The following is a 23,089-nucleotide window of genomic DNA, read 5'->3' on the forward strand; positions in this document are numbered from 1 at the left end:
AAGGTTGTTTTTGACCCATTCTGAAGGGTGTGGTGAAACTTTAATTATTGACATGGCCGTTTTATCGTTAGCATGTGCGGATATTAACAAATTTGCTGCCAGTGATCTGATACGCTTTATTGATGTTTTCGAGCGACGGACCCGTTATTATTCAAATAACGCTGTTCTGGATGCCAACAGAAATAAAAGGGTAAGTTTTGTCTCAATATTTTCTTTATGTGATATCGATATTTATGAACGGGATCACAAATCGACTTTTCTCATACTGTGGTTGTTTCGCCAGAGTGGGCGCTTTTACGCTATGGCTGGCGGCGATGTTCGGTTCTTGCCAGGCGTACAGCCGCGAGCTGGTGATGGCAACGACCTTTTCACCCAGCGCGACCGCCTGGATTATCCAGCGCTGGCAGACGGAGCCGGGTTCCGTCATGATTCGTACGCTCAACCGTACCAGCGGTTCTTTAGAGCAATTACTTGATACGGCGAATGCGGAAAATGTCGATCTGATCCTGACGTCATCCCCCATGCTGTTGCAACACCTTCAGGAGCACCAAAAGCTGGCGCTATTGGATAGCGCGCCTGCCGCCAGCCAGAAGCTGGTGCCGCGTTCTATCCGCTCAACTTCAGTGGCGGTAGCGGTATCCGGATTTGGGCTATTGATCAATCGTTCAGCGCTCGCTGCGCGCCATCTTCCGCCGCCTGCCGACTGGCAGGATATGGGCCTGCCCAGTTACCAGGGCGCTCTATTAATGAGCAGTCCGTCACGCTCAGACACCAATCATTTGATGGTGGAGTCGCTGTTGCAGCAAAAAGGCTGGACGGCAGGGTGGGCGACGCTGCTGGCAATCTCGGGTAATCTGGTCACGATTTCCTCTCGCAGTTTCGGCGTAGCGGATAAAATCAAAAGCGGGCTTGGCGTTGCCGGGCCGGTCATTGATAACTATGCTAATTTGCTACTTAACGATCCTAATCTTACTTTTACCTATTTTCCGTATTCTGCGGTGTCGCCCACTTACGTCGCGGTGTTGAAAAACAGCCGTCATGCAGACGAAGCGCGTGCTTTTATTCATTACTTATTAAGTCCGAAAGGGCAAAGGATACTGGCTGACGCGAATACCGGTAAGTATCCCGTCGCACCGCTTAGCGCCGATAATCCTCGCGCCGCGCAACAACAGCGTTTGATGGCCCAGCCGCCGTTGAACTATCGTCTGATCCTGAAGCGTCAGCAACTGGTACAACGCATGTTTGATACCGCGATCAGTTTTCGTCTCGCGCAGCTTAAAGATGCATGGCGAGCGTTGCACAGCGCAGAAACGCGGCTTAAACGCCCCTTACCTGAAATCAGAGCCTTATTGACCAGCGTCCCGGTGGATGCGGCAAGCAGCGAAGATGAAACCTGGCTGGCGCAGTTTGATAATAAAAGCTTTGCCGAACAAAAAATGATGGAGTGGCAGATCTGGTTTCTGAACAATCAGCGGCTGGCGATTCACAAACTGGAAGAGCTGAAATGAAGGGGAGATTATTGCAACGGCTTCGTCAGCTCAGTATCAGCAACAGTTTACGGGGTGCATTTTTAACGGGCGCATTACTGACGCTGATTGTCAGTATGGTCAGCCTTTATTCCTGGCATGAGCAAAGTTCACAGGTTCGCTATTCGCTTGATGAATATTTTCCTCGCATCCACTCCGCTTTTTTAATTGAGGGGAACCTGAATCTGGCCGTGGATCAACTCAATGAATTTTTGCTGGCGCCGAACACGACGGTACGTTTGCAGTTACGTACGCAGATTATTCAGCATCTGGATAAGATTGAGCGTCTCAGTCAGGGGCTTCAGCTTGCTGAGCGCCGGCAACTGGCCGTCATTTTACAGGATAGCCGGACCTTGCTGGCGGAGCTGGACAACGCCCTCTACAACATGTTTTTGGTGCGGGAGAAAGTCAGCGAGCTTTCCGCTCGCATTGACTGGCTCCATGATGATTTCACCACGGAGCTAAATTCGCTGGTACAGGATTTTACCTGGCAGCAGGGGACGCTACTCGATCAAATTGAGGCGAATCAGGGCGACGCGGCGCAGTACTTGCAACGTTCGCGCGAAGTGCAGAACGAGCAGCAGCAGGTATATACCCTGGCGCGAATTGAAAATCAGATTGTTGACGACCTGCGCGACAGATTGAATGAGCTCAAGTCTGGCAATAATGACGGGATGCTGGTGGAGACCCATATTCGCTATCTGGAAAACCTAAAAAAAACGGCGGATGAGAATATTCGTGCGCTGGATGACTGGCCCAGTACGATCACGCTGCGGCAAACCATCGACGAACTATTGGAAATCGGGATGGTAAAAAATAAGATGCCCGATACCATGCGCGATTATGTTGCGGCGCAAAAAGCCTTACTGGACGCCAGCCGCGCCAGAGAGGCTACGCTAGGGCGCTTTCGCACGCTGCTTGAGGCGCAGTTAGGTAGTAGTCACCAGCAAATGCAGACGTTCAATCAACGCCTGGAACAGATTGTTCGCGTTAGCGGCGGGCTTATTTTAGTGGCGACGCTCCTGGCGTTGCTGCTGGCCTGGGGACTCAACCACTATTTTATCCGTTCCCGGCTGGTAAAGCGTTTTACCGCGCTTAATCAGGCTGTGGTACAGATAGGACTGGGGAGAACCGACTCGACTATCCCGGTTTACGGGCGCGATGAGCTAGGACGGATAGCCCGTTTGCTACGTCATACGCTGGGCCAGCTCAATATGCAACGCAGGCAGCTTGAACAAGAGGTCGCCGAGCGCAAAGAGATAGAAGCCGACCTGCGCGCCATGCAGGATGAGTTGATTCAGACGGCGAAACTGGCGGTAGTCGGCCAGACCATGACCACGCTGGCGCATGAAATTAACCAGCCGCTGAATGCGCTTTCAATGTATTTATTTACGGCGGGACGCGCGATTGAACAAGGTCAGAGCGGACAGGCGAGAAATACGCTCACCAAAGCGGAAGGGCTCATTAACCGGATTGACGCCATTATCCGTTCGCTGCGGCAGTTTACCCGTCGGGCGGAGCTGGAAACGCCATTGTATCCCGTTGATCTGCGCCAAACCTTTGTGGCGGCATGGGAGTTATTAGCCATGCGCCACCAATCCCGGCAGGGAGCGCTTTCACTGCCAACCGACACCGTATGGGTTAGCGGCGATGAAGTGCGTATTCAGCAGGTTCTGGTGAATGTGCTGGCGAATGCGCTTGACGCCTGTTCGCATGATGCGGCGATCGCGGTGACGTGGCAGACGCAGGGAGAGGCGCTGGAGGTTTATATTGCAGATAATGGCCCTGGCTGGCCTGTGGCGCTGTTGCCCTCTTTACTCAAGCCGTTTACCACTAGTAAAGCTGTCGGGTTGGGTATTGGGCTGTCGATTAGCGTGTCGCTGATGGCGCAAATGAAGGGCGACCTGCGTCTGGCGTCGACGCTGACGCGTAACGCTTGCGTGGTGCTGCAATTCTCGGTAACGGATGTCGATGATGTTGAATGATGAATGTTCTATTTTGCTGATTGATGATGACGTTGATGTACTTGACGCCTATACCCAAATGCTTGAGCAGGCAGGCTACCGCGTGCGTGGCTTTACCCATCCTTTCGAGGCCAAAGAGTGGGTAAAAGCGGATTGGGAGGGGATCGTTTTGAGCGATGTGTGTATGCCGGGGTGTTCCGGTATCGATCTTATGACGCTGTTTCATCAGGATGACGATCAACTGCCAATCTTATTGATTACCGGACATGGCGATGTACCGATGGCGGTTGATGCGGTGAAAAAGGGCGCCTGGGATTTTCTGCAAAAACCCGTCGATCCGGGCAAGCTGTTGATATTAATTGAAGACGCGCTACGCCAGCGCCGGTCGGTCATTGCACGGCGGCAATATTGCCAGCAGACGTTACAGGTTGAACTGATTGGGCGCAGCGAGTGGATGAATCAGTTTCGACAACGGTTACAACAACTGGCGGAAACGGACATTGCCGTATGGTTTTACGGTGAGCATGGCACTGGACGTATGACTGGCGCCCGTTATCTCCATCAACTGGGGCGTAACGCGAAAGGGCCGTTTGTACGCTATGAACTGACGCCGGAGAATGCCGGGCAGTTGGAGACATTCATCGACCAGGCGCAAGGAGGCACGCTGGTGTTGAGTCATCCCGAATATCTGACACGCGAACAGCAGCACCATCTGGCGCGTTTACAAAGCCTGGAGCATCGGCCTTTTCGTTTGGTGGGCGTTGGCAGCGCTTCGCTGGTGGAGCAGGCGGCAGCTAACCAGATTGCGGCCGAGCTTTACTACTGTTTCGCCATGACCCAAATCGCCTGCCAGTCTCTTTCTCAGCGACCGGATGATATCGAACCGTTATTTCGCCATTATCTTCGAAAAGCCTGCCTGCGGCTCAATCATCCAGTGCCGGAAATAGCGGGGGAATTACTGAAAGGAATAATGCGACGCGCCTGGCCAAGCAATGTGCGCGAATTGGCTAATGCGGCAGAGCTTTTTGCTGTTGGCGTGCTGCCGCTGGCGGAAACGGTCAACCCGCAGTTGCTTCTGCAGGAGCCGACCCCGCTTGACCGGCGCGTTGAAGAGTATGAGCGACAAATTATTACCGAAGCATTAAATATTCATCAGGGACGAATTAATGAAGTGGCGGAGTACCTGCAAATTCCCCGTAAAAAACTTTATCTGCGCATGAAAAAATATGGTCTAAGTAAAGAGCATTATAAATTCTGATATTACAGTTACTTTCAATCTGGCTGACAACATCAGCAACGATGTCGTTAGCCAGATAACGTCGCATCACCGTAATGGTAAATCATTCCATCATGATTATAGATTGCTTATTATTCACCTGAGCATCAAATTCTATTTCTTAACTTCAATATAAGGTAAAAATGCGTCAAGTTCTCTGGCGTAATAAATGTACTCTTGTCCGACGATTTGACAAGATGAAAACTTCATCACCTCTCCAGATTACATCTGAATATGAGGACAAGAGAAATGAAAAAACATGCTATTGCAGTAATGATGATCGCCGTATTTTCTGAGTCGGTTTATGCGGAGTCTGCCTTATTTATTCCGGACGTCTCTCCTGATAGCGTCACGACATCCCTTTCCGTGGGTGTGTTAAATGGTAAATCCAGGGAGCTGGTTTATGATACCGACACCGGGCGGAAGCTGAGTCAACTGGACTGGAAAATAAAAAATGTCGCCACGTTGCAGGGGGATTTATCATGGGAACCCTATTCGTTCATGACGCTGGACGCCCGCGGCTGGACGTCTTTGGCGTCGGGATCGGGTCATATGGTTGACCATGACTGGATGAGCAGTGAGCAGCCAGGCTGGACCGATCGTTCAATTCATCCGGACACCAGCGTCAACTATGCTAATGAATACGATTTGAACGTGAAAGGTTGGTTATTGCAGGGCGATAACTACAAGGCGGGCGTAACAGCGGGCTATCAGGAAACCCGTTTTAGCTGGACGGCAAGAGGCGGGTCTTATATTTATGATAATGGTCGATATATTGGTAATTTTCCTCATGGCGTGCGCGGCATAGGTTATAGCCAGCGTTTCGAAATGCCCTATATCGGGCTGGCGGGTGATTATCGTATTAATGACTTTGAGTGTAATGTACTGTTTAAATACAGCGACTGGGTAAATGCGCATGATAATGACGAACACTACATGCGCAAACTTACCTTCCGTGAAAAAACGGAAAATTCACGATATTATGGCGCTTCTATTGACGCCGGATATTATATTACCAGTAATGCAAAAATCTTTGCTGAGTTCGCTTACAGTAAATATGAAGAAGGTAAGGGCGGTACGCAAATCATAGATAAAACCAGCGGTGATACGGCGTATTTTGGTGGCGATGCCGCAGGTATAGCTAATAATAACTATACGGTTACCGCGGGGTTGCAGTATCGCTTCTAGACCACATCGGGATGTCATCGGTCATAACCGGCCGATGACGACTTTTTGCTGAACGTATGGCATGTCCGGTGATATTGCATAGGGGCAATAAAAGCAACATGAAAGGGGAACCGCTCGAAAGGCTATACAGCAAGAAGAGAATGTCCTGGGTATCAATGGTGTCCCCTGCAGGCACCTAATGAATATGGTAAGTGCAGGGTATTTATAAGAAATTACAGAAGTGAAGAGTTTTATGCCCGCAATTATGCCCACAAAGGCAATTCATGATGCATTTTGGAGAGGGGAGAAGTGGCTGCGTTTCCAGTTTTGGTAGTCGGCATAAACCCATCTGGATGCGCTACCGATTTTGTGAGGGACAGGCAACCGGCCTTTCTTAATTTCTGAGTAAATGAAGGTCTTGCCCATTCCAGAATCCTCCATCATGAACTTCAAGTCAACAAGCGAGTCATCGCGTAATTCGCGCATAGGTTTTATCTCCGGTTTGGGAATCGAACTTGGAGGGAAGGGATATCTTGAGAAATGCACAGGCCTCATCGAGTGTGAGACTGTGTGATTCCATGGTTACTCCTGGTCAGAAAGAAGCTCTTTTATCCATTTATATGTTTTTGGTGCTCGCTTATCTGGCCTCTTAAGCTCAAGCTTAAGCAGAGCAATAAGTGAATCCCACTCACGTAAAATCGGAGAAAACCGCTTTACCTTTTTCGCTATGAGCGGAAAGCTATCTTTAATTTCAGGTATTTCATCTACGAGCATCATGCATCTTCGCAAATCGGCAGGATCGCTTGGTGCGTCAAACCGTCCGTGGTAGAAGCTCTTTTCCAGCCCAAGAGCAATAGAAGCCATAGTTGCGCTACTTATGCCAACGTGGCCTTTCGTTTGCCACTTCAATACCTTCATTGCTAAATCAGACATCATTCACTCCATAAAACAAAACCCGCCGTAGCGAGTTCAGATAAAAGAAATCCCCGCGAGTGCGAGGATTGTTATTCAGTGCCGATATTTACCTTTATCGCGAACACCTTTACCGGCTTATCACCGAAGTGCGGATGTGTGATTGTCTTGATTTCATATCCGCCATACGGAATATCAATTCTGCGGCTGGAATCGTCGCGCTTCGGATATCCCTTTGTGATAATCAGTCGGTCATACTCGCGGAACATAATTCGCTTATTCCAGTAGTCATTATACAGGCGATACTCTTCCGTTTTCTCTCCGCGAATCATGGCATCGAAGTATTCACCTTTAACGGCAAGTCGCAGGTTAGCCACGGTTAACCTCCTGCGGCGGTTCCGGCAGCGGCATCCAGTGTGTGACATTGCTAATCAGGTCATATTCATTAGTTTGAGGATGGTTGCCGCTATCATCTCCATATTTAAGACTCTCCATAAAACCATAATGCTTATTCCCATTAACTCTCACAAAGCCGTAATAAGCAGGTATAACGCCGATCTCACACGTAACCAGTAAAGGAAAACTAGTTCTCCAATTTAGCTCGCCAATTACAGGCATTCGCTCACTACATCTTATCCAACCATCCGGAGTAACCGGATAGTTGCGCATTGCGACCTTAAATGCCTCATAGAAGCAACCTTTCAGATTGTTGAACTGACGCCCATTTAGCGGGCCGTGTTCAGTCAGCATGTTGTGTAATTTCCATGCCGCGTCGTTTACTTCGTTGGATGACAGGGGAGGCAACTTGTAAGTTTGGCTTACAGGCTCGTCACCATTAAGCATGGCAGCGCGGAGTTTCTGTATCTCCCGTGCCATTATTGCGTCCTGACGAGGAGTGAACATATCACCTGCAATAATTCTGTTTAGTTCCTCGTTAGTGAACTCATAATCATCAGGAACATTGTTAACCTCAGCATAAAGAGGCTTTTTGGTAGAAATGGTCATCGTAAAACACCCTCCACACTTACCAGTCCGTTCCGCAAAAGATAATCCATCGCCCTTTCTGGTAATTTGCAATCAGGTTTTGCTTTTTTCAGTTGGCTGACCAATTGTTTAACCAGCATTGTTAATTCGATAACCTGGTAGCGCGGCAATGGTGAATTATCGGATTTGTCCTGACTGTCATCACTGCATGAATGCCCTTCCAGCCAGGCCAATGCTTGTCGCATGAAATACGCAATATGTTTGCCGTGGTAATCGTAATATTTCCCCATCAGATACCATGCCCCGAGACGAAACTGCATTTCGTAGCTGAATCCATTGCCGACTTCGCACTCAACGTCATCAACGGTGAACCAATCAAGTGAGTAGCGGAAACGCTTAATCTTCACAGTTTTTTTCGGCTCTCTTTTCATGACTGCACTCCTTTGCGAAGCTGGGCAGCAAAGTCACGGATAGTGTCATCAAGGTTTGGGCACAACAGATGGTCAGCAAACATCTCCACGCCCTGCGCCCGTACTTCAGCCAAGAAAGCGTCGGTGGCTGTGGTTTCGATATCGTTAAGTGCATCACTGAATCCACCACGCTCCATACCTAGCTCTGCTTCGTAATCGGCATCGAATGCAGCGTCTTTGCAGAACTTCTTCAGTGCCGCATTCTCCGCAGCCAGCGCCGCGCACTTGGCCTCCGCTTCAGCAAATTTACGCACCAGATATTCAGCGTTTGTTTCGTTAACCTTTAAATCTCGTGGGATGCATTTACCTTTCAGAAAACCATCCATCTCAATTAGTGACATTTGTTTCATTTCTTCCCACTCCGCAACATCGCATTCAGATATTTGTTTTGATTCACTGATGGAAAAGAATTTCTCTTAAGCAATTCCTCTCTCGATGGCATTGGCTTTACGCGTTGGCGAATAATCATTTCTGCCGGAAGAATTCCGGGATTGTATGCAAGTCCTCTCATGGTAAATTCCTCTTTGTTAATTTATTCGTATGCCTGCTCTTTCTTCATCGAGTTTTTTTAGCTTGTATCGCATAGCCCTTACTGAATAAATTGAGCGGCAGGTTGCAATTGCTATTTCTTCTGCGGAGAACTTACCGAAAAGTGATACTTCGGCTCTTGTCCAGCGTCTTCCACGAAGTCGGCTAACAATGTCAGCGCCAATCCTTGTTGCTTTCGCCATTACTGCTTTTTCAGTCCTTTCCAGTTTTTCAGCGATAACTTCAACTGGCATTGTCGCCGCTACTTCGCGCAAGAAATCGACTTCCCATTTCTCCCATGGAGTCTTTTTCATAGGCGATACCGTTATTTGATAAGAAGTGAAGGTTTCCCAACTTTGAGTTGAGCGCCGGGGATATTTATTCCTGCTTTTAGTTGGTGTTTGATTGCCAACTTGTCGGCTTTAATTGTTGTTTCAAACTCAACGTATTCAGGAGGAAGGGCGCTTGAGTCGATGATTTCTACAGTTTCTGACGGTTTGCGGATTGTTACCTGGTGAATACCTGCTCGCATCTTTTTCTTGCCAACCATTTCAAGCGATGACGCTATATACGCCATAATGCTGTCAATCTTATTTTGAATTACTGCGGCTCGCTCATTTAGTGACTTTGCCTCTTCCTTGAGGCGCTCAGCATAGCCAGACTCATTTTTAATAATGGCAAGAAGTTGCTCTATTTTATCGGTAAATTCTCCTTCCATGCCTTCTATTGTGTCAGCAATCATCTCTGGTTCTAAATCTGAATCCATCAATTTTGCGTATTCATTAGCTATTTCATACAGTTTGCTCACTGGCAACCTCCAGTTTCGCTTTGCATTCTGCGTAAATTGCTTGTACGTTCTGCTGCAATTTCATTCCAGATGTCAGGCGATACGCTTCTGCAAAATATCGCTTCAAATCATCCATGTTTTCAGCCTGAGCAATTTCATCGCAAAGTAGTTGTGCCTTATCCATTATTTCCTGCTGGCGTTTCCGTTCATCTTCGCGGATATCTTCCTCTGATTTATGCGGCATAACTGGTTCCTGATGCATGCCTTCATCTTCGTTAAGCAGGTGAATGGCATTATCCAGTCGCTGGGCTTTAGGCCAGTATTTGCTGGCGCGTTTAACTATTGTTTTGCGCGCCATCTCTTCCCAGAATGTCTTCCACGGTCCATTCTTTGCCTTGCTCGTTGCTTCCACAGCTTTAATTTCTGCCAGACTCATTTCTTCAGTCAGGTAGTCACCATCTGCTGTTTTAACCGTGCAATAACCACCAACAATAGAGCCTCGCTCACCAAATGCGTTGTATTTGTGGGTTGGTGCTGAATCAAGGCCGTTTGATTCATAGGTGTCGTTTGAGTACACCAGTTTGCATTGACCCCACTTAATTGAGCCTGTCGACTGTGCAAGGTGAAGTAATCCCATGTAACTGATATCAAGGCAAACCATGCCATCACGTGGCACAAGGTAAGCAAGTTTGCTCGCCGGGTTTAATGTGATTCCTATGGCGGCAACATTGATGATGGCGTTCTGTGCGCTGGTTGGATTTGCCAGTGCCGTTTTAGCCAGGTAATCGTTTTTCTGGAAATACTGAATTGCAAACTGGCTTTCCTTAGCCCATGTCACCGTCTGTTCAGTCAATGCCCCGCAGAATAAGTGCTCCTGCTGTTTAACGAATTCAACGATATTGCTCATGCTGCTTCTCCATAAATGTGTCTGCGTTTGAATATTGCGAAGGCATATTCAGCCTTAACTCTATCGGTTATTGCATCCCAGAACCATTCAGCGGCTTTTTCCTGGTAGTTACAATCATCATCTTCCAGCCAGTCGATAGCGTCCTTAGTGTGCTCATCTGGTTTATATGAGCGAAGCATTTCGCTTATTGGGTCGCAACGTTTGCAAAGGCGATCAACTTCACTGTTAATTCGTTCATAATCATCATCGGTAAAACTTGCGATGATTTGCGATATTTCACGCTTATCATTCAGAGTCAGAATCATCATCGTTCTCCTGTTCTTTCTGCTGATTGAGCATGTCCTGCATTAATCGGATAAAAGCATCATCTGTCCATGCGTCAGCGATGCTCATTTCTTGCGGTACCATGGAAAGTTGATTGCTGATTTCATTTCCTCGGTAGCTTGTTTCCACATGTGTCCGTCACCAAGAAAACGAGCGATAACAGCCTTGCTTTGTGCTGCAATTAACTTCTGGTGATTGATTGTTATTTGGCTTTGCATAACGCCTCCAGTTGCTTACGGACAGAGCGAATAAGGCGACGAATACGTTTTGATAATTCGGATTCAGCGGGGTAAAAAGCGGACATGACGCCGCTTCCCGCAAAGCTGAGTTGCATCATGGGAAGTTCCTTATGTTTATTTATTGGCATAGCGAAAACGCCTCGATATGAAGCGCTGTGGATATGCGATAAAAAAGCCGCCCTGACTGCGAGCGGCAAATAACATCAAGGGATGATTTTTCGATTAACCAGAACGAGTCGTCGTCCTCGTTTGGTTACGAGCGATATTGCTCCGTGTATTCACTCACTGGAATGAATACACAGTGCTTATTCGCTTTCTATCTCTTCAAACCCCCAATCCATTCTTTCCCATGCAACATCCTTCATAATTTCATCCTTATCCCCTTCACTGTATGAGTCCCATTCATCATCAGAGATACCAAGATCCTCTTCAATGTCAATTTCCTGCTTATAGCAGGAATGAATATTTGCGCCTGAATCTAGCCAAACTTTAAATTTTCTGCCCATTTAAAATTTCTCATCATATTTATGCGATATTGCTCACATAGCAGACTGCGCAATCTGCTATAGGTGCATCACTCACACGCTACAAACTCACCATCTTCATTCAGTTGATACCATGTATTCGGCATAATACCGTTCTCGCCAACTTTGCTTGCGCGGATGTGAATCAGTTCGCCATCTTCATCGCGATAACAGAGGACGATTGCCCCACCTTCTGATGCGCGAGCTTTTCCTTCAATGCCGAACGCCGCTGCTACGGATTGTGATCCAGAAACTTCTGCCGCTGACCAGTTGCCAGTGTTAGTTGCCGCTGACCAGTCGCCAGTGTTAGTTGCCGCTGACCGGTTGCCAGTGTTAGTTGCCGCTGACCGGTTGCCAGTGTTAGTTGCCGCTGACCAGTAGCCAGTGTTAGTTGCCGCTGACCAGTAGCCAGTGTTAGTTGCCGCTGACCGGTTGCCAGTGTTAGTTGCCGCTGACCGGTTGCCACACATGATCTGCTGCTCAAGAGACTTATCTATCTTGCTCCAAATCCATTCGATACCACGTTGAATGAACTGAGGAAGCGTTAACTCTGCCTTAATCGTTATGCTGGCGCTGGCGATTTTGGTGTCACCATCTTCTTCGCGGTTAGTAATACCGAAGGAGATGGTTTCTGCAAAGCGGCTGTCTGCAGGAGAGTAATAACTGAAAACATCGAAAGGACATTCACAGGCGTGGAATCCAGAAACGCAAGCCTCCACTTTTCCATCGTGATGGAAGGTCTTGCCAATTTCAAACTGAAAGTCACGGCACTTTAGGTCTTTGTTAAATCCCTTGAATGTCACAATTTCTTTGGTCATGTTGTTATTCCTTAAATTTTGGCAATAAAAAAGGCCGCATTGCGACCTGATTAGATGAAAGGCTTGCTGCTGCCTGAATAATTATCTAGCGGTAATTTGCCCACACTTACGATGACCAGCCGCGTAAAGTGCTACGTCTGGCAGGCAAACCGACCCGCGCTCAACTTCCTGCTGCTTAACCTTGTTCACGGCACGTGAAACTGCTTTTGTAACTCTGTCAACACGCTGCGCTTTGACCTCATGAGAAGCATCAGGAGCATCGCAGCCAAAAATTGAATCGATGATATTGCAGATGGTGTCGCGCTCTATGGCTAGCTTTCTGCGCCGTTCATGACGGCGAGTTTTAGCATTGCCTGCAAACGTTGACTTCCCGTACACGATTACCGTCATGATTGATCCCTAAAGATATTTTATTGGTTGAAGTTAAAAGAAAGACGACGTAACAGGCGTGGTGCCCGGTAAAATGGTTTATCTAAAAACGAATATTTGTGAAACCAAACACGACCTCGCTCGTCTCCATTTCTGTTGCCTTCAGGACGACGCTTTAAGGTGAAATGAATAATTGTTTTTGTAGTGGTTTTTGGCTTACGCATCTGTTTACCCTCATGTGAAATGGCTTTGGTACTGGCGCAGGAACCTGTCTCAATTTCCTGATTTCAAGTGGCTTCTCAGTCCGGCCCGATCGGTACAGCTAGGCCTAAGCTCCACCACACGCCAGTCCAAACCCATCTCGTTTGGTATTTGTTCGCGCTTTGTCAGCGCATTATCGAAGTTAAAGAGCGTTGCCTTTCCGTTTGGCTACCAGCGTCCTGCTGATGGCTAAACAATACAAAATGTACTTAATATCGTCAATACAAAATGTACTGAAAATTGATAAATAAATACTATGTGTATGAAACTGAATGGAAAAAAGATTTTAGTATTAAAAAACCCGCATAAGCGGGCTGGGGGAGGGAATTGTTAGAGGCCTTGCCATTTTGCTTCAATGACAACACCGATAATGCGGCAATTTCCGTTTATGGGGATCATGTGATAGCTGGGGTTTAACGGTTTAAGATATTTCTGTCCAGCGTCAACAATATATTTCTTGAAGGTTGCCTCGTTTTCAGACTCAAGCTTTGCCACCACGAGTCTTCCATTAGTCGGTTCGATAGCCGGATCAACAAGAATTTGCATTCCTTCCGGTATGCTTAATCCTGTAGGAGATGTCATAGAGTCGCCACGAACGGTTAGCCAGAATGACCTTTCGCTTGCATGTGCAGTTGTCTCAGGCCACACCTCTATTTCTCGGAGTTGGTAAGGTTCAACAGCCTCACACCAGTTACCTGCGCTCACCCAGCTAATCAGGGGAAATCTCCTTATTTCTGTGTGTGGACGAGGACTTGAAACATTGTTCAGGTTGGAGTCTGGATAATCAACCATCCCATCAGAACTTAATACAAGCTCCTTCAATCCTAGCTGCTTCATGATCGCTGCAATATCTTCAATACTTGGTTCGCGGCGGCCATTAAGCCAATGACCTATCGCCCCCTGAGTCTTACCGAGAGCTTCAGCAAGTTTATCCTGGGTTAGGCCTATTTGTTTCATTCTGGCTTTCGCCAGCTCATTCCACGGTGTTTTCATGCGCCGATTATTACGAGATGTATTGACTGTGACAACACACATATTGTATTAATTACCTTGCTTTTATTTAGTACGAAATGTATTATTAAGTTACGTACCATCCTGAGGAGATATACCGATGAGCAATCTTCGGAAAATCCGGGAAACCATGAAGGTATCCCAGGCCGTTCTGGCCGAAAAGGTTGGGTGTACTCAGGGAGCAATTGGTCATTACGAATCAGGGCGACGACATCCAGATTTGAGAATGTGCCGCCAGCTCGTAGAGGCGCTCAATAGTTTTGGCGCGAATGTTCAGCTAGACGATGTGTTTCCACCTGAACTTAATGCTGCCTAAGTAGTACCGCTCTTTACCAATCTGAACCGCCGACAACGCGGTAAACCTATTTCAAGGCGCATCAACGAATGCGCACAACTAACTATTAACTACAGGAATGTTCACATATGGAACTCACAAGCACTCGCAAGAAAGCCAACGCAATTACCAGCAGCATCCTTAACCGGATAGCTATTCGTGGACAGCGTAAAGTCGCTGATGCGTTAGGCATTAACGAATCTCAAATTTCACGATGGAAAGGCGATTTCATTCCGAAGATGGGGATGTTATTGGCGGTTCTGGAGTGGGGTGTCGAGGATGAGGAGTTGGCAGAACTGGCAAAGAAAGTTGCGCATCTGCTGACAAAAGAAAAGCCTCAAGACTGCGGGAACAGTTTTGAGGCCTGATGTAGAAAGACTGGATCAATCCACAGGAGTAATTATGCCAAAACAACTCAGTCCTGACCAGGACAAATTACACAAAAACATACTACGTGATCGGTTCTTATCCAGCTTCAAACAGCCTGGTCGATTTCGGGCTGAGTTGGAGAAAGTGAAGCTAATACTGAAGAGGAAAGGTCATGAGTAATCTTGCAACAGTTACACCGATAAAACCTCATCTGGAGGTTGTGGAGCATCGCGTGGCAGAACTCGACGATGGCTACACCCGGACTGCAAATACACTGCTGGAAGCTGTCATGCTTTCTGGGCTTACTCAACATCAGCTACTGATTGTTATGGCTGTGTGGCGCAAGACATACGGTTATAACAAAAAAATAGATTGGATCGGAAATGAACAGTTCGCTGAACTCACTGGCATGGCACCAACCAAATGTTCTACCGCCAAAAACGAGCTTATCAGAATGGGGGTTCTCACTCAGGTGGGGCGTCAGGTTGGTATGAATAAAAATATTTCCGAGTGGAAGACGAAGGTTAACGGATTCGGTAAAACATTTACCAGATCGGTAAAACTAACCTTCACCAAATCGGTAAAAACCAATTTACCGAATCAGTCAAACACAAAAGACAATATACAAAAGACAATAAATACAAATACCCCCTTACCCCCTAACGGGGGCGGCAATGAGCAGGTTAAACCTGAACGTCGCAAGGCAGAACGAATCGACTATGAATCCTTCCTGAACGCCTACAACACCGAAGTTGGTGACAGACTTCCACATGCTGTTTCGGTCAACGAGAAACGGAAACGCCGCCTGAAGAAAATCATCCCGCAACTGAAAACGCCAAACGTGGACGGTTTCAGGGCGTATGTCAGGGCGTTTGTGCATCAGGCCAAGCCGTTTTACTTCGGAGACAACGACACAGGCTGGACGGCTGATTTTGATTACCTGCTGAGGGAAGATTCGTTAACGGGAGTTCGGGAAGGGAAGTTTGCAGACAGGGGGATTGCATGAGACAGGATATCGAAGCGAGCGTTATCGGTGGCTTGCTGATTGGTGGATTAACACCAACCGCGAGTGACGTTCTGGCAACGCTGGAGCCTGAAGCATTCTCAATTCCGCTTTACCGGAAAGCTTTTGAAGTTATTCGAAAGCAGGCCAGAAACAGGAACCTGATTGATGGTCTGATGGTGGCCGAGGAGTGCGGGGATGAATACGCAACGGCGGTGATGATGACTGCGCGGTCATGTCCAAGCGCTGCAAACCTGAAAGGTTATGCCGGTATGGTTGCAGACAGTTATCAACGGCATCAGGTTTTACAGCTACTGGATGAGATGCGGGAGCCAATCAGTAACGGCACGCTGGACGCATCAGGAAGAGCGATGGACGAGCTTGTAAAGCGCCTGTCAGCCATCAGGAAGCCGCGTAACGAGGTTAAACCTGTGAGACTGGGGGAAATCATCAATGACTACACTGACACGCTTGACAGGCGTCTGAGGAACGGAGAAGAGTCGGATACCCTGAAGACAGGAATCGAAGAGCTTGACGCTATCACCGGAGGAATGAACGCAGAAGACCTTGTGATTATTGCTGCTCGTCCAGGTATGGGTAAAACCGAACTGGCGCTGAAGATAGCCGAAGGCGTGGCAAGTCGTGTTATTCCTGGTTCTGGCGTCCGGCGCGGTGTGTTGATTTTCTCGATGGAAATGAGCGCCATTCAGGTTGTTGAGAGAGGGATTGCCGGCGCAGGAATGATGTCGGTCAGTGTGCTGCGTAACCCGTCACGTATGGACGATGAAGGATGGGCGAGAGTTGCAAGCGGGATGAAGTTGCTGGCAGAGCTGGATGTGTGGGTAGTTGACGCATCGCGTTTGTCTGTCGAAGAAATCAGGTCCATTTCCGAACGCCACAAGCAGGAGCATCCTAATCTGTCACTGATTATGGCTGACTATCTCGGGCTAATTGAGAAACCAAAAGCGGAACGTAATGACCTCGCCATAGCACATATCTCCGGTAGCCTGAAGGCGATGGCGAAAGACCTGAAAACTCCAGTTATCTCACTAAGCCAGCTTTCACGCGATGTTGAGAAGCGACCAAACAAACGCCCGACAAACGCAGATTTGCGTGATTCAGGAAGCATTGAACAGGACGCAGACTCAATCATCATGCTCTATCGGGAAGCGGTATATGACGAGAACAGTAGCGCCGCGCCATTTGCTGAAATCATCGTGACGAAAAACCGTTTTGGCTCGCTTGGTACGGTTTACCAGCGGTTCTGCAACGGACACTTTGTTGCATGTGACCAGGACGAAGCCAGACAGATTTGCACGGCATCAAATGCACCTGCTGGACGCAGAAAGCGATATGCACAAGGGGCTGACGTATGACCATCTACAAAATACCTGAAATGCTTTTGAATCCCCGCTTCATTGCTGTTTTGAACAGATGTATCGACGAAGAAGAATTAATTATTCAATTCGAAAGGCTGTCAGGAGTAAGCCGACCACCAAAGAGGCAGCATCCAATAGAACTGATGGTTGATAAAGCGACAGGATTTTATGATGAGCAGTGGAAACTGTTTTTTGAAGCATTTATCCCGTTCGTCTATGAGTTTATATGGCTCACATGGGAAGACCGTGACAATGAGGAGTACTGGCAATGACCATCTACATCACTGAGCTAATAACAGGCCTGCTGGTAATCGCAGGCCTTTTTATTTGGGGGAGAGTAAATCGTGGCTGAGTTAATTTTCTCTGCATTGATGATTCTCGGTGCCATGTGGATGGTGGCGACGTTCATTGTTGTTGCCAGCAGTTTTGTCCGGTTGGTAGGCGAAGGTAAAGACTCGGTGGGTGTGCTTTTCGGTAGCATTTTCCTGTGGGTGATTATCGGTGTTATGCCTGTTGTCGTAGCAAAAGTGGCGTGGCGTTTTGTGAGTTGAGCGGAGGTAAACGTGGCTGACTGGCAAATTCCAATCATCATTCTTGCCGGAGCTTCGCTGGTTGCTGGCTTTATCCTGCTGAAGAAGCATAAAGACCGTGATCAAAAAGTCGAAGTTCTCTATGGGTATCCAGCGAACAGCACAACATGGCTGACCATTTACCACTACCGAAAATCAGGCCGCTGGGTATTCGAATGGGATGATCTGTTCGCTGAAAAGCGACCAAAGTCATGGGGAGACATCAGCGAATGCATGATGTTTGAAGAAAGAAAATCCGGCGCAACCCGAGAAGAGTTTAACGAAGCGTGGGCGCGATTAAGTGAGAGAGGGTATTTGTGAGCAAGTACGAAAAATTAGATCAAAACATTCTTTCAATGCTGAGTGAAAGACCAACACCTGTTTTTGATATCTGGCTTAAATGGCGGAGCAATGGAATGTATATCGAAACCATCGATCGTCGTATGCAATACCTGAGAAAGAAAGGGCTTGTTGCAAATGTGCGTGGGAAGGGTTGGGTGAAAATTAACCTGTCATAACGGGGATTGATATGGACGAATCAAGAAAGCAGTTTGAAGAATACGTTGCCAAAAAATTGAGATTACCATTCGAGATGATAACCGAGGCAAGAAATGGTGATAGGTACTTCGCATTTTCAAGTATGGATATTCGTCACTCCTTAAATGAGTGGTGGACTTTATGGCAGGCATCACGAGCAGCTATTGAAATAACCGCGCCAAAGTTTATCGACAGCAGAGAAGCATTATCCAAAGGGTTTACTGTTGACCAATGGCTTCGGCGATGGAATGGATGCTTATGAGGAAAACATCCGCGCCGTTGGAGTCAAAGTGAAGGAGTGACGATGAAGCAAACAATCTTCCTCCGTGGTAAACAACAACAGCAAGCCGCAATCAACGCCATCCTCGCAACACCACTCGATAAAGACAAGCCAGTTACCATCCGCATTACTGACTACAAGCGCAACCTTGACCAGAACGCAAAATTTCACGCGATGCTGGCGGATATCGCTCGTCAGGTTCAATGGTGCGGCAAATGGTTAAAACCGGAACAATGGAAGGTTTTGTTAATTAGCGGTCATGCAGTGGCAACAAAACAGGAAGCTGATGTTTTGCCCGGCCTTGAAGGTGAATACGTCAACATTCGCGAAAGCAGCGCACAGATGAGCGTGAAGCGCATGGCAAGCCTGATTGAGTACACGACAGCATGGGCTATTGGTCAGGGTGTCAGATTTACCGACAGGAGGTACGAATGAGACGACAGCGACGAAGTATCACCGACATCATCTGCGAAAACTGCAAATACCTTCCAACGAAGCGCTCCAGAAATAAACGCAAGCCAATCCCAAAAGAATCTGACGTAAAAACCTTCAACTACACGGCTCACCTGTGGGATATCCGGTGGCTAAGACATCGTGCGAGGAAATGACAATGGATTATTCACAGTTAAGTGATTTTGAAATTAACAAGCGAGTGGCAATTTGCTGTGGATTTGCTCCCGAAGATTGCGAAATCGCAAAGTTGGGAACATCAATCGTTGGTGTTGAGTGGGATGACGAAACTGGTTATGCAATAAAAACGGTTGATTACTGTAAAAGCCCATCAGACGCAGAGCCGATTATCGTAGAGAACAGAATTGGCATTATTCCAGCGCCAGAAAATGGATTATGGAAGGCAGCGCATAGAAAAGTTGGCAGTGATAGTACCCCATATCATATGACTCAAGATGAAAACCCACTCCGCGCTGCCATGATTGTCTTTCTCATGATGCAGGACGCCAATAATGCTTAGCCCATCCCAATCCATTCAATACCAGAAAGAAAGCGTCGAGCGGGCTTTAACGTGCGCTAACTGCGGTCAGAAGCTGCATGTGCTGGAAGTTCATGTATGTGAAGCGTGCTGCGCAGAACTGATGAGCGATCCGAATAGCTCAATGTACGAGGAAGAAGACGATGAGTGATTCGTTTAGTAGCTCTGATTATTTGTATTTTGTTTTAGTGCCTGTGGCAGAAGTATTCCGCTCTCGATTTCCTGAAGGCTCAGCACCATTTAATGCCATTCGCACTTACTCAAAATGCAGAGTGAAATTTACAGGTAAGCGGCTGGAAAGAGAGTGGCAGGAATTCTGCAAAAAACATGACCTAAAAAATGACCCTGAACTGGAGTATTAAATGGCTAACTTACGCAAAGAAGCGCGCGGCAGAGAATGCCAGGTACGTATTTATGGCGTATGTAATGGCAATCCTGAAACTACAGTTCTGGCACATTACCGGATGGCTGGAATTTGCGGAACGGGGATGAAGCCTGACGACCTGATCGGTGCATGGGCTTGTAGCGCGTGTCACGATGAAATCGATCGACGAACCCATATTCTCGACAACAAAGACGCCAGACTTTACCACCTCGAAGGCGTGATCAGGACGCAGGCGATACTGCTGAAGGAGGGGAAGATTAAGCCATGAACGAATATCAGTTTGTGCTTCCATACCCGCCGTCGGTGAATACCTACTGGCGAAGACGTGGAAGCCAATATTACATCAGCGATAAAGGCCAGAAATACCGAAAAGACGTTCAGCAAGTCATCCTCCAACTTAAGTTAGACATTTTCACCAAATCACGACTTCGCATCAAAGTCATCGCAGACGTTCCAGACTCCCGCCGCCGCGACCTCGACAACATCCTGAAAGGTTTACTCGACTCCCTTATCCACGCCGGATTTGCGGAAGACGACGAGCAATTCGATGACATTCGCGTAATTCGTGGTGTGAAAGTACCAGGCGGACGGCTTGGAATAAAAATCACCGAACTGGAGAACGTATGAACGCCACAATTCAAACGATACCAGAACTGCTTATACAGACACGAGGCAATCAGACCGAAGTGGCGAGGATGCTTTCCTGCGCAAGAGGAACAGTGCTCAAGTACAACCGAGACAGCAAAGGCGAGCGTCACGTAATAGTTAACGGCGTCCTGATGGTCAAACAGGGCAAGAGGGGAAGACGATGAGACTCGAAAGCGTAGCTAAATTTCATTCGCCAAAAAGCCCGATGATGAGCGACTCACCACGGGCTACGGCTTCTGACTCTCTTTCCGGTACTGATGTGATGGCTGCTATGGGGATGGCGCAATCACAAGCCGGATTCGGAATGGCTGCATTCTGCGGTAAGCATGAACTCAGCCAGAACGACAAACAAAAGGCTATCAACTATCTGATGCAATTTGCACACAAGGTATCGGGGAAATACCGTGGTGTGGCAAAGCTCGAAGGAAATACTAAGGCAAAGGTACTGCAAGTGCTCGCAACATTCGCTTATGCGGATTATTGCCGTAGTGCCGCGACGCCGGGTGCAAGATGCAGAGATTGCCACGGTACAGGCCGTGCGGTTGATATAGCCAAAACAGAGCAGTGGGGGAGAGTTGTTGAGAAAGAGTGCGGAAGATGCAAAGGTGTCGGCTATTCAAGAATGCCAGCAAGCGCCGCATATCGCGCTGTAACGATGCTAATCCCAAACCTTACCCAACCCACCTGGTCACGCACTGTTAAGCCGCTGTATGACGCTTTGGTGGTGCAATGCCACAAGGAAGAGTCAATCGCAGACAATATTTTGAATGCGGTCACGCGTTAATTGCATGATTGCTACGGATGGCAACATATTAACAGCATGATATTGACTTTTTGAATAAAGTTGGGTAAATTTGACTCAACGATGGATAAATGCACTCGTTAAATAAAGCCCTGAGTTAATAGCTCGGGGCTTTTTGCGTTTTAAGCACGGCCTTTCTGAAAGCACATCAAACCAAATACCAGACAGACAAAAATAATCACCTTATCCGCTGTGGCTACGGTGCGGTGTGCTTTGCATAAAAGAAAACCAGTTCAATGGCTGGCTTCGTGAAAGCGGGTGGCAAGAGGCTGCGCTAACAACCTCCTGCCGTTTTGCCCGTGCATATCGGTCACGAACAAATCTGATTACTAAACACAGTAGCCTGGATTTGTTCTATCAGTAATCGACCTTATTCCTAATTAAATAGAGCAAATCCCCTCAATAAAGGGGGTAGAGCATGTACCGTATGGACAAAATCAGAGAATGGTTCAGTTACAGCTTCGGAGGACTGACTGCGATGGGTGGCATTCTCTCCCTGAATGACTGGGCTGTAATCATTGGTATTCTTTGTACTGTCGGCACATTTGGCATCAACTGGTACTACAAACGCAAAGAGCGTGAGGACAGATTGAATGGCAATGTCACCGGCACTACGAAATAGCGTAATAGCGGCGATAAGTGGCGGGGCTATTGCCATAGCATCTGTGTTAATCACTGGCCCCGGTGGTAACGATGGTCTGGAGGGTGTCAGATACAAACCATATAAGGACGTAGTTGGTGTGTTGACTGTGTGTTATGGCCACACCGGAAAAGACATCATGCTCGGTAAAACGTATACCGAAGCAGAATGCAAAGCCCTCCTGAATAAAGACCTTGCCACGGTCGCCAGACAAATTAACCCGTACATCAAAGTCGATATACCGGAAACAACGCGCGGCGCTCTTTATTCGTTCGTCTATAACGTGGGCGCAGGCAATTTCAGAACATCGACGCTTCTTCGCAAAATCAACCAGGGCGATATCAAGGGCGCATGTGACCAGCTACGTCGCTGGACATACGCTGGCGGTAAGCAATGGAAAGGGCTGATGACTCGCCGTGAGATTGAGCGTGAAGTCTGTTTGTGGGGGCAGCAATGAGCAGAGTAACCGCGATTATCTCCGCTCTGGTTATCTGCATCATCGTCTGCCTGTCATGGGCTGTTAATCATTACCGTGATAATGCAATCGCCTACAAAGAGCAGCGCGATAAAAAAGTCAGTGAACTGAAGCAGGCGACCGCCACCATTACTGACATGCAGCAGCGCCAGCGTGATGCTGATGCACTCGATGCTAAATACACGAAGGAGTTAGCTGATGCGAAAGCTGAAAATGATGCTCTTCGGCGCAAGCTTGATAATGGTGGTCGGGTGCTCGTCAAAGGAAAATGCCCTGTGCCATCCTCAGCCGAAACCTCCAGCGCCTCCGGCATGGGCAATGATGCCACCGTCGAACTCTCTCCAGTTGCTGGACGAAACGTTCTCGGTATCCGGGATGGAATCATCAGCGACCAAACAGTACTGAGAACGCTTCAGGAATACATCGTGACGCAATGCCTGAAATAATTTCCATCACATAGAAATTTGACAAGTGACTTTCATGAAAATGCCTCGTAATGCGGGGCTTTTTTGTTTCGGTATTTCACCGCGCACCGCAGCGCACAATAACCACCGAACCTGACCTTTTGGAATGGGCCTTTGAGGATACCAGTTAGTGCTGGCGAGCCTCGGTG

Annotated in this window: 44 protein-coding genes; 26 read left to right on the forward strand and 18 right to left on the reverse strand. The window is 47.8% G+C overall.

Features of this window, described 5'->3' with window-relative positions; all coding sequences use genetic code 11:
* The first annotated feature begins 314 nt into the window (after positions 1-314).
* The 4 genes from pgtC (at position 315) to pgtE (ending at position 5,954) form a co-directional block, all read left to right on the forward strand.
* Complete coding sequence (pgtC, locus tag NA330_RS17470; protein WP_000467985.1) at positions 315-1,508, forward strand: phosphoglycerate transport regulator PgtC; 1,194 nt, start codon at positions 315-317, stop codon at positions 1,506-1,508.
* Positions 1,505-3,511 (forward strand): two-component system sensor histidine kinase PgtB, encoded by a 2,007-nt coding sequence (gene pgtB / locus NA330_RS17475; protein ID WP_000678493.1) that lies wholly within the window; start codon positions 1,505-1,507, stop codon positions 3,509-3,511. Before pgtC ends, pgtB begins: the two co-directional genes overlap by 4 nt.
* Positions 3,501-4,748 carry a two-component system response regulator PgtA gene (gene pgtA / locus NA330_RS17480; protein WP_000930843.1) on the forward strand — a complete coding sequence of 416 codons (1,248 nt, stop codon included), beginning with the start codon at positions 3,501-3,503 and terminating at the stop codon, positions 4,746-4,748. The genes pgtB and pgtA overlap by 11 nt, the downstream gene beginning before the upstream one ends.
* 267 nt (positions 4,749-5,015) lie before the next feature.
* A complete protein-coding gene (gene pgtE / locus NA330_RS17485) occupies positions 5,016-5,954 on the forward strand; it encodes an omptin family outer membrane protease PgtE (protein ID WP_000716007.1) in 939 nt (312 codons plus the stop codon).
* Positions 5,955-6,215: 261 nt separating this feature from the next.
* Here the strand turns inward: pgtE and NA330_RS17490 are convergent, their stop codons facing one another.
* The 18 genes from NA330_RS17490 to NA330_RS17575 all read right to left on the reverse strand — a co-directional run bounded on the left by NA330_RS17490 (position 6,216) and on the right by NA330_RS17575 (position 14,049).
* On the reverse strand, positions 6,216-6,419 hold the full coding sequence (locus NA330_RS17490; RefSeq protein WP_001749406.1) for a helix-turn-helix transcriptional regulator: 204 nt from the start codon (positions 6,417-6,419) through the stop codon (positions 6,216-6,218).
* A gap of 96 nt (positions 6,420-6,515) precedes the next feature.
* The gene (locus tag NA330_RS17495; RefSeq protein ID WP_016049827.1) at positions 6,516-6,866 is read right to left on the reverse strand and encodes a hypothetical protein; all 351 of its coding nucleotides are present in this window, start codon (positions 6,864-6,866) and stop codon (positions 6,516-6,518) included.
* Between the two features lie 71 nt (positions 6,867-6,937).
* Positions 6,938-7,222 carry an ASCH domain-containing protein gene (locus NA330_RS17500; RefSeq protein ID WP_016049828.1) on the reverse strand — a complete coding sequence of 95 codons (285 nt, stop codon included), beginning with the start codon at positions 7,220-7,222 and terminating at the stop codon, positions 6,938-6,940.
* Entirely contained in the window at positions 7,215-7,850 is a 636-nt protein-coding gene (locus NA330_RS17505; protein WP_023241538.1) for a DUF551 domain-containing protein, read from the reverse strand. Before NA330_RS17505 ends, NA330_RS17500 begins: the two co-directional genes overlap by 8 nt.
* A complete protein-coding gene (locus NA330_RS17510; RefSeq protein ID WP_023241537.1) occupies positions 7,847-8,260 on the reverse strand; it encodes a hypothetical protein in 414 nt (137 codons plus the stop codon). The genes NA330_RS17505 and NA330_RS17510 overlap by 4 nt, the downstream gene beginning before the upstream one ends.
* Positions 8,257-8,649 (reverse strand): hypothetical protein, encoded by a 393-nt coding sequence (locus NA330_RS17515; RefSeq protein ID WP_023241536.1) that lies wholly within the window; start codon positions 8,647-8,649, stop codon positions 8,257-8,259. The genes NA330_RS17510 and NA330_RS17515 overlap by 4 nt, the downstream gene beginning before the upstream one ends.
* A complete protein-coding gene (locus tag NA330_RS17520) occupies positions 8,646-8,810 on the reverse strand; it encodes a DUF2737 family protein (protein WP_001214452.1) in 165 nt (54 codons plus the stop codon). The genes NA330_RS17515 and NA330_RS17520 overlap by 4 nt, the downstream gene beginning before the upstream one ends.
* Before the next feature lie 16 nt (positions 8,811-8,826).
* Positions 8,827-9,141, reverse strand: coding sequence for a hypothetical protein (locus NA330_RS17525; RefSeq protein ID WP_000753555.1), 315 nt, complete (start codon positions 9,139-9,141; stop codon positions 8,827-8,829).
* Positions 9,142-9,152: 11 nt separating this feature from the next.
* Positions 9,153-9,635, reverse strand: a complete 483-nt coding sequence (locus NA330_RS17530; RefSeq protein WP_080164356.1) for a siphovirus Gp157 family protein — start codon at positions 9,633-9,635, stop codon at positions 9,153-9,155.
* The gene (locus NA330_RS17535; protein WP_006786550.1) at positions 9,619-10,521 is read right to left on the reverse strand and encodes a RecT family recombinase; all 903 of its coding nucleotides are present in this window, start codon (positions 10,519-10,521) and stop codon (positions 9,619-9,621) included. The genes NA330_RS17530 and NA330_RS17535 overlap by 17 nt, the downstream gene beginning before the upstream one ends.
* Positions 10,518-10,826, reverse strand: a complete 309-nt coding sequence (locus tag NA330_RS17540) for a hypothetical protein (RefSeq protein ID WP_000604102.1) — start codon at positions 10,824-10,826, stop codon at positions 10,518-10,520. The genes NA330_RS17535 and NA330_RS17540 overlap by 4 nt, the downstream gene beginning before the upstream one ends.
* Positions 10,827-10,910: 84 nt before the next feature.
* A complete protein-coding gene (gene kil / locus NA330_RS17545; protein WP_001191777.1) occupies positions 10,911-11,063 on the reverse strand; it encodes a host cell division inhibitory peptide Kil in 153 nt (50 codons plus the stop codon).
* Positions 11,048-11,182, reverse strand: a complete 135-nt coding sequence (locus NA330_RS17550) for a hypothetical protein (RefSeq protein ID WP_000983400.1) — start codon at positions 11,180-11,182, stop codon at positions 11,048-11,050. The genes kil and NA330_RS17550 overlap by 16 nt, the downstream gene beginning before the upstream one ends.
* 207 nt (positions 11,183-11,389) lie before the next feature.
* On the reverse strand, positions 11,390-11,590 hold the full coding sequence (locus NA330_RS17555; RefSeq protein ID WP_001539177.1) for a DUF7167 family protein: 201 nt from the start codon (positions 11,588-11,590) through the stop codon (positions 11,390-11,392).
* Positions 11,591-11,658: 68 nt separating this feature from the next.
* A complete protein-coding gene (locus NA330_RS17560) occupies positions 11,659-12,426 on the reverse strand; it encodes a DUF7666 domain-containing protein (RefSeq protein ID WP_369546130.1) in 768 nt (255 codons plus the stop codon).
* A gap of 81 nt (positions 12,427-12,507) precedes the next feature.
* On the reverse strand, positions 12,508-12,816 hold the full coding sequence (locus NA330_RS17565) for a regulator (RefSeq protein WP_080164338.1): 309 nt from the start codon (positions 12,814-12,816) through the stop codon (positions 12,508-12,510).
* A gap of 20 nt (positions 12,817-12,836) precedes the next feature.
* Complete coding sequence (locus NA330_RS17570) at positions 12,837-13,019, reverse strand: hypothetical protein (RefSeq protein WP_125866875.1); 183 nt, start codon at positions 13,017-13,019, stop codon at positions 12,837-12,839.
* A 367-nt stretch (positions 13,020-13,386) separates the two neighbouring features.
* Entirely contained in the window at positions 13,387-14,049 is a 663-nt protein-coding gene (locus NA330_RS17575; RefSeq protein ID WP_023135942.1) for a LexA family protein, read from the reverse strand.
* A 118-nt stretch (positions 14,050-14,167) separates the two neighbouring features.
* On the opposite strand from NA330_RS17575, the gene NA330_RS17580 reads away from it, so the two are divergent.
* From NA330_RS17580 to NA330_RS17685, 22 genes are all read left to right on the forward strand, one after another.
* Entirely contained in the window at positions 14,168-14,383 is a 216-nt protein-coding gene (locus NA330_RS17580; RefSeq protein WP_000067726.1) for a helix-turn-helix transcriptional regulator, read from the forward strand.
* A 107-nt stretch (positions 14,384-14,490) separates the two neighbouring features.
* Positions 14,491-14,769, forward strand: a complete 279-nt coding sequence (locus tag NA330_RS17585) for a lambda phage CII family protein (protein WP_000424167.1) — start codon at positions 14,491-14,493, stop codon at positions 14,767-14,769.
* Positions 14,770-14,803: 34 nt separating this feature from the next.
* Positions 14,804-14,950, forward strand: coding sequence for a DUF2740 family protein (locus NA330_RS17590; RefSeq protein ID WP_001125981.1), 147 nt, complete (start codon positions 14,804-14,806; stop codon positions 14,948-14,950).
* Positions 14,943-15,776 (forward strand): replication protein, encoded by an 834-nt coding sequence (locus tag NA330_RS17595; RefSeq protein WP_001531205.1) that lies wholly within the window; start codon positions 14,943-14,945, stop codon positions 15,774-15,776. The genes NA330_RS17590 and NA330_RS17595 overlap by 8 nt, the downstream gene beginning before the upstream one ends.
* Positions 15,773-17,149 carry a replicative DNA helicase gene (locus tag NA330_RS17600; protein WP_057951302.1) on the forward strand — a complete coding sequence of 459 codons (1,377 nt, stop codon included), beginning with the start codon at positions 15,773-15,775 and terminating at the stop codon, positions 17,147-17,149. The genes NA330_RS17595 and NA330_RS17600 overlap by 4 nt, the downstream gene beginning before the upstream one ends.
* The gene (locus NA330_RS17605) at positions 17,146-17,424 is read left to right on the forward strand and encodes a hypothetical protein (RefSeq protein WP_000158322.1); all 279 of its coding nucleotides are present in this window, start codon (positions 17,146-17,148) and stop codon (positions 17,422-17,424) included. The genes NA330_RS17600 and NA330_RS17605 overlap by 4 nt, the downstream gene beginning before the upstream one ends.
* A 72-nt stretch (positions 17,425-17,496) precedes the next feature.
* Positions 17,497-17,703, forward strand: a complete 207-nt coding sequence (locus tag NA330_RS17610) for a hypothetical protein (protein ID WP_023241528.1) — start codon at positions 17,497-17,499, stop codon at positions 17,701-17,703.
* 12 nt (positions 17,704-17,715) lie between these two features.
* Positions 17,716-18,042 carry a hypothetical protein gene (locus tag NA330_RS17615; RefSeq protein WP_000796282.1) on the forward strand — a complete coding sequence of 109 codons (327 nt, stop codon included), beginning with the start codon at positions 17,716-17,718 and terminating at the stop codon, positions 18,040-18,042.
* The gene (locus NA330_RS17620) at positions 18,039-18,239 is read left to right on the forward strand and encodes a hypothetical protein (RefSeq protein WP_000049638.1); all 201 of its coding nucleotides are present in this window, start codon (positions 18,039-18,041) and stop codon (positions 18,237-18,239) included. The genes NA330_RS17615 and NA330_RS17620 overlap by 4 nt, the downstream gene beginning before the upstream one ends.
* Positions 18,240-18,250: 11 nt before the next feature.
* The gene (locus NA330_RS17625) at positions 18,251-18,520 is read left to right on the forward strand and encodes a hypothetical protein (RefSeq protein ID WP_023241527.1); all 270 of its coding nucleotides are present in this window, start codon (positions 18,251-18,253) and stop codon (positions 18,518-18,520) included.
* Between the two features lie 42 nt (positions 18,521-18,562).
* Positions 18,563-18,973: a recombination protein NinB gene (locus NA330_RS17630; RefSeq protein ID WP_000814600.1), complete on the forward strand. Its 411-nt coding sequence runs from the start codon at positions 18,563-18,565 to the stop codon at positions 18,971-18,973.
* Complete coding sequence (locus NA330_RS17635) at positions 18,970-19,146, forward strand: NinE family protein (RefSeq protein ID WP_001254255.1); 177 nt, start codon at positions 18,970-18,972, stop codon at positions 19,144-19,146. The genes NA330_RS17630 and NA330_RS17635 overlap by 4 nt, the downstream gene beginning before the upstream one ends.
* 2 nt (positions 19,147-19,148) lie before the next feature.
* A complete protein-coding gene (locus tag NA330_RS17640) occupies positions 19,149-19,508 on the forward strand; it encodes a phage protein NinX family protein (RefSeq protein ID WP_001363895.1) in 360 nt (119 codons plus the stop codon).
* Positions 19,501-19,677 carry a protein NinF gene (locus tag NA330_RS17645; protein ID WP_023241526.1) on the forward strand — a complete coding sequence of 59 codons (177 nt, stop codon included), beginning with the start codon at positions 19,501-19,503 and terminating at the stop codon, positions 19,675-19,677. Before NA330_RS17640 ends, NA330_RS17645 begins: the two co-directional genes overlap by 8 nt.
* Positions 19,670-19,888, forward strand: coding sequence for a hypothetical protein (locus tag NA330_RS17650; protein ID WP_001283993.1), 219 nt, complete (start codon positions 19,670-19,672; stop codon positions 19,886-19,888). The genes NA330_RS17645 and NA330_RS17650 overlap by 8 nt, the downstream gene beginning before the upstream one ends.
* On the forward strand, positions 19,889-20,179 hold the full coding sequence (locus NA330_RS17655; protein ID WP_023241525.1) for a DUF1364 domain-containing protein: 291 nt from the start codon (positions 19,889-19,891) through the stop codon (positions 20,177-20,179). It begins immediately after the preceding gene.
* Complete coding sequence (locus tag NA330_RS17660; RefSeq protein ID WP_023241524.1) at positions 20,176-20,538, forward strand: RusA family crossover junction endodeoxyribonuclease; 363 nt, start codon at positions 20,176-20,178, stop codon at positions 20,536-20,538. The genes NA330_RS17655 and NA330_RS17660 overlap by 4 nt, the downstream gene beginning before the upstream one ends.
* The gene (locus NA330_RS17665) at positions 20,535-20,723 is read left to right on the forward strand and encodes a protein ninH (protein ID WP_000994516.1); all 189 of its coding nucleotides are present in this window, start codon (positions 20,535-20,537) and stop codon (positions 20,721-20,723) included. The genes NA330_RS17660 and NA330_RS17665 overlap by 4 nt, the downstream gene beginning before the upstream one ends.
* Positions 20,720-21,343, forward strand: coding sequence for an antitermination protein (locus NA330_RS17670; protein ID WP_001235461.1), 624 nt, complete (start codon positions 20,720-20,722; stop codon positions 21,341-21,343). The genes NA330_RS17665 and NA330_RS17670 overlap by 4 nt, the downstream gene beginning before the upstream one ends.
* Before the next feature lie 436 nt (positions 21,344-21,779).
* The gene (locus tag NA330_RS17675) at positions 21,780-21,983 is read left to right on the forward strand and encodes a phage holin family protein (protein WP_000286100.1); all 204 of its coding nucleotides are present in this window, start codon (positions 21,780-21,782) and stop codon (positions 21,981-21,983) included.
* Positions 21,961-22,458, forward strand: coding sequence for a lysozyme (locus NA330_RS17680; RefSeq protein WP_023241523.1), 498 nt, complete (start codon positions 21,961-21,963; stop codon positions 22,456-22,458). The genes NA330_RS17675 and NA330_RS17680 overlap by 23 nt, the downstream gene beginning before the upstream one ends.
* Positions 22,455-22,922: a lysis protein gene (locus tag NA330_RS17685; RefSeq protein WP_023241522.1), complete on the forward strand. Its 468-nt coding sequence runs from the start codon at positions 22,455-22,457 to the stop codon at positions 22,920-22,922. Before NA330_RS17680 ends, NA330_RS17685 begins: the two co-directional genes overlap by 4 nt.
* Positions 22,923-23,089 lie beyond the last annotated feature (167 nt).

Origin of the sequence: Salmonella sp. NW722, assembly GCF_051702785.1 — a bacterium.
In the GTDB taxonomy this organism is placed as follows: Bacteria; Pseudomonadota; Gammaproteobacteria; order Enterobacterales; family Enterobacteriaceae; genus Salmonella; species Salmonella enterica.

Coding starts and splice junctions, on each gene's coding strand:
- pgtC (WP_000467985.1), top strand. CDS start 315: ATGTTCGGTTCTTGCCAGGCGTACAGCCGCGAGCTGGTGATGGCAACG.
- pgtB (WP_000678493.1), top strand. CDS start 1,505: ATGAAGGGGAGATTATTGCAACGGCTTCGTCAGCTCAGTATCAGCAAC.
- pgtA (WP_000930843.1), top strand. CDS start 3,501: ATGTTGAATGATGAATGTTCTATTTTGCTGATTGATGATGACGTTGAT.
- pgtE (WP_000716007.1), top strand. CDS start 5,016: ATGAAAAAACATGCTATTGCAGTAATGATGATCGCCGTATTTTCTGAG.
- NA330_RS17490 (WP_001749406.1), bottom strand. CDS start 6,419: ATGCGCGAATTACGCGATGACTCGCTTGTTGACTTGAAGTTCATGATG.
- NA330_RS17495 (WP_016049827.1), bottom strand. CDS start 6,866: ATGTCTGATTTAGCAATGAAGGTATTGAAGTGGCAAACGAAAGGCCAC.
- NA330_RS17505 (WP_023241538.1), bottom strand. CDS start 7,850: ATGACCATTTCTACCAAAAAGCCTCTTTATGCTGAGGTTAACAATGTT.
- NA330_RS17510 (WP_023241537.1), bottom strand. CDS start 8,260: ATGAAAAGAGAGCCGAAAAAAACTGTGAAGATTAAGCGTTTCCGCTAC.
- NA330_RS17515 (WP_023241536.1), bottom strand. CDS start 8,649: ATGAAACAAATGTCACTAATTGAGATGGATGGTTTTCTGAAAGGTAAA.
- NA330_RS17520 (WP_001214452.1), bottom strand. CDS start 8,810: ATGAGAGGACTTGCATACAATCCCGGAATTCTTCCGGCAGAAATGATT.
- NA330_RS17525 (WP_000753555.1), bottom strand. CDS start 9,141: ATGAAAAAGACTCCATGGGAGAAATGGGAAGTCGATTTCTTGCGCGAA.
- NA330_RS17535 (WP_006786550.1), bottom strand. CDS start 10,521: ATGAGCAATATCGTTGAATTCGTTAAACAGCAGGAGCACTTATTCTGC.
- NA330_RS17540 (WP_000604102.1), bottom strand. CDS start 10,826: ATGATTCTGACTCTGAATGATAAGCGTGAAATATCGCAAATCATCGCA.
- kil (WP_001191777.1), bottom strand. CDS start 11,063: ATGCAAAGCCAAATAACAATCAATCACCAGAAGTTAATTGCAGCACAA.
- NA330_RS17550 (WP_000983400.1), bottom strand. CDS start 11,182: ATGATGCAACTCAGCTTTGCGGGAAGCGGCGTCATGTCCGCTTTTTAC.
- NA330_RS17555 (WP_001539177.1), bottom strand. CDS start 11,590: ATGGGCAGAAAATTTAAAGTTTGGCTAGATTCAGGCGCAAATATTCAT.
- NA330_RS17560 (WP_369546130.1), bottom strand. CDS start 12,426: ATGACCAAAGAAATTGTGACATTCAAGGGATTTAACAAAGACCTAAAG.
- NA330_RS17565 (WP_080164338.1), bottom strand. CDS start 12,816: ATGACGGTAATCGTGTACGGGAAGTCAACGTTTGCAGGCAATGCTAAA.
- NA330_RS17570 (WP_125866875.1), bottom strand. CDS start 13,019: ATGCGTAAGCCAAAAACCACTACAAAAACAATTATTCATTTCACCTTA.
- NA330_RS17575 (WP_023135942.1), bottom strand. CDS start 14,049: ATGAAAACACCGTGGAATGAGCTGGCGAAAGCCAGAATGAAACAAATA.
- NA330_RS17580 (WP_000067726.1), top strand. CDS start 14,168: ATGAGCAATCTTCGGAAAATCCGGGAAACCATGAAGGTATCCCAGGCC.
- NA330_RS17585 (WP_000424167.1), top strand. CDS start 14,491: ATGGAACTCACAAGCACTCGCAAGAAAGCCAACGCAATTACCAGCAGC.
- NA330_RS17590 (WP_001125981.1), top strand. CDS start 14,804: ATGCCAAAACAACTCAGTCCTGACCAGGACAAATTACACAAAAACATA.
- NA330_RS17595 (WP_001531205.1), top strand. CDS start 14,943: ATGAGTAATCTTGCAACAGTTACACCGATAAAACCTCATCTGGAGGTT.
- NA330_RS17600 (WP_057951302.1), top strand. CDS start 15,773: ATGAGACAGGATATCGAAGCGAGCGTTATCGGTGGCTTGCTGATTGGT.
- NA330_RS17605 (WP_000158322.1), top strand. CDS start 17,146: ATGACCATCTACAAAATACCTGAAATGCTTTTGAATCCCCGCTTCATT.
- NA330_RS17625 (WP_023241527.1), top strand. CDS start 18,251: ATGGACGAATCAAGAAAGCAGTTTGAAGAATACGTTGCCAAAAAATTG.
- NA330_RS17630 (WP_000814600.1), top strand. CDS start 18,563: ATGAAGCAAACAATCTTCCTCCGTGGTAAACAACAACAGCAAGCCGCA.
- NA330_RS17635 (WP_001254255.1), top strand. CDS start 18,970: ATGAGACGACAGCGACGAAGTATCACCGACATCATCTGCGAAAACTGC.
- NA330_RS17640 (WP_001363895.1), top strand. CDS start 19,149: ATGGATTATTCACAGTTAAGTGATTTTGAAATTAACAAGCGAGTGGCA.
- NA330_RS17645 (WP_023241526.1), top strand. CDS start 19,501: ATGCTTAGCCCATCCCAATCCATTCAATACCAGAAAGAAAGCGTCGAG.
- NA330_RS17650 (WP_001283993.1), top strand. CDS start 19,670: ATGAGTGATTCGTTTAGTAGCTCTGATTATTTGTATTTTGTTTTAGTG.
- NA330_RS17655 (WP_023241525.1), top strand. CDS start 19,889: ATGGCTAACTTACGCAAAGAAGCGCGCGGCAGAGAATGCCAGGTACGT.
- NA330_RS17660 (WP_023241524.1), top strand. CDS start 20,176: ATGAACGAATATCAGTTTGTGCTTCCATACCCGCCGTCGGTGAATACC.
- NA330_RS17665 (WP_000994516.1), top strand. CDS start 20,535: ATGAACGCCACAATTCAAACGATACCAGAACTGCTTATACAGACACGA.
- NA330_RS17670 (WP_001235461.1), top strand. CDS start 20,720: ATGAGACTCGAAAGCGTAGCTAAATTTCATTCGCCAAAAAGCCCGATG.
- NA330_RS17675 (WP_000286100.1), top strand. CDS start 21,780: ATGTACCGTATGGACAAAATCAGAGAATGGTTCAGTTACAGCTTCGGA.
- NA330_RS17680 (WP_023241523.1), top strand. CDS start 21,961: ATGTCACCGGCACTACGAAATAGCGTAATAGCGGCGATAAGTGGCGGG.
- NA330_RS17685 (WP_023241522.1), top strand. CDS start 22,455: ATGAGCAGAGTAACCGCGATTATCTCCGCTCTGGTTATCTGCATCATC.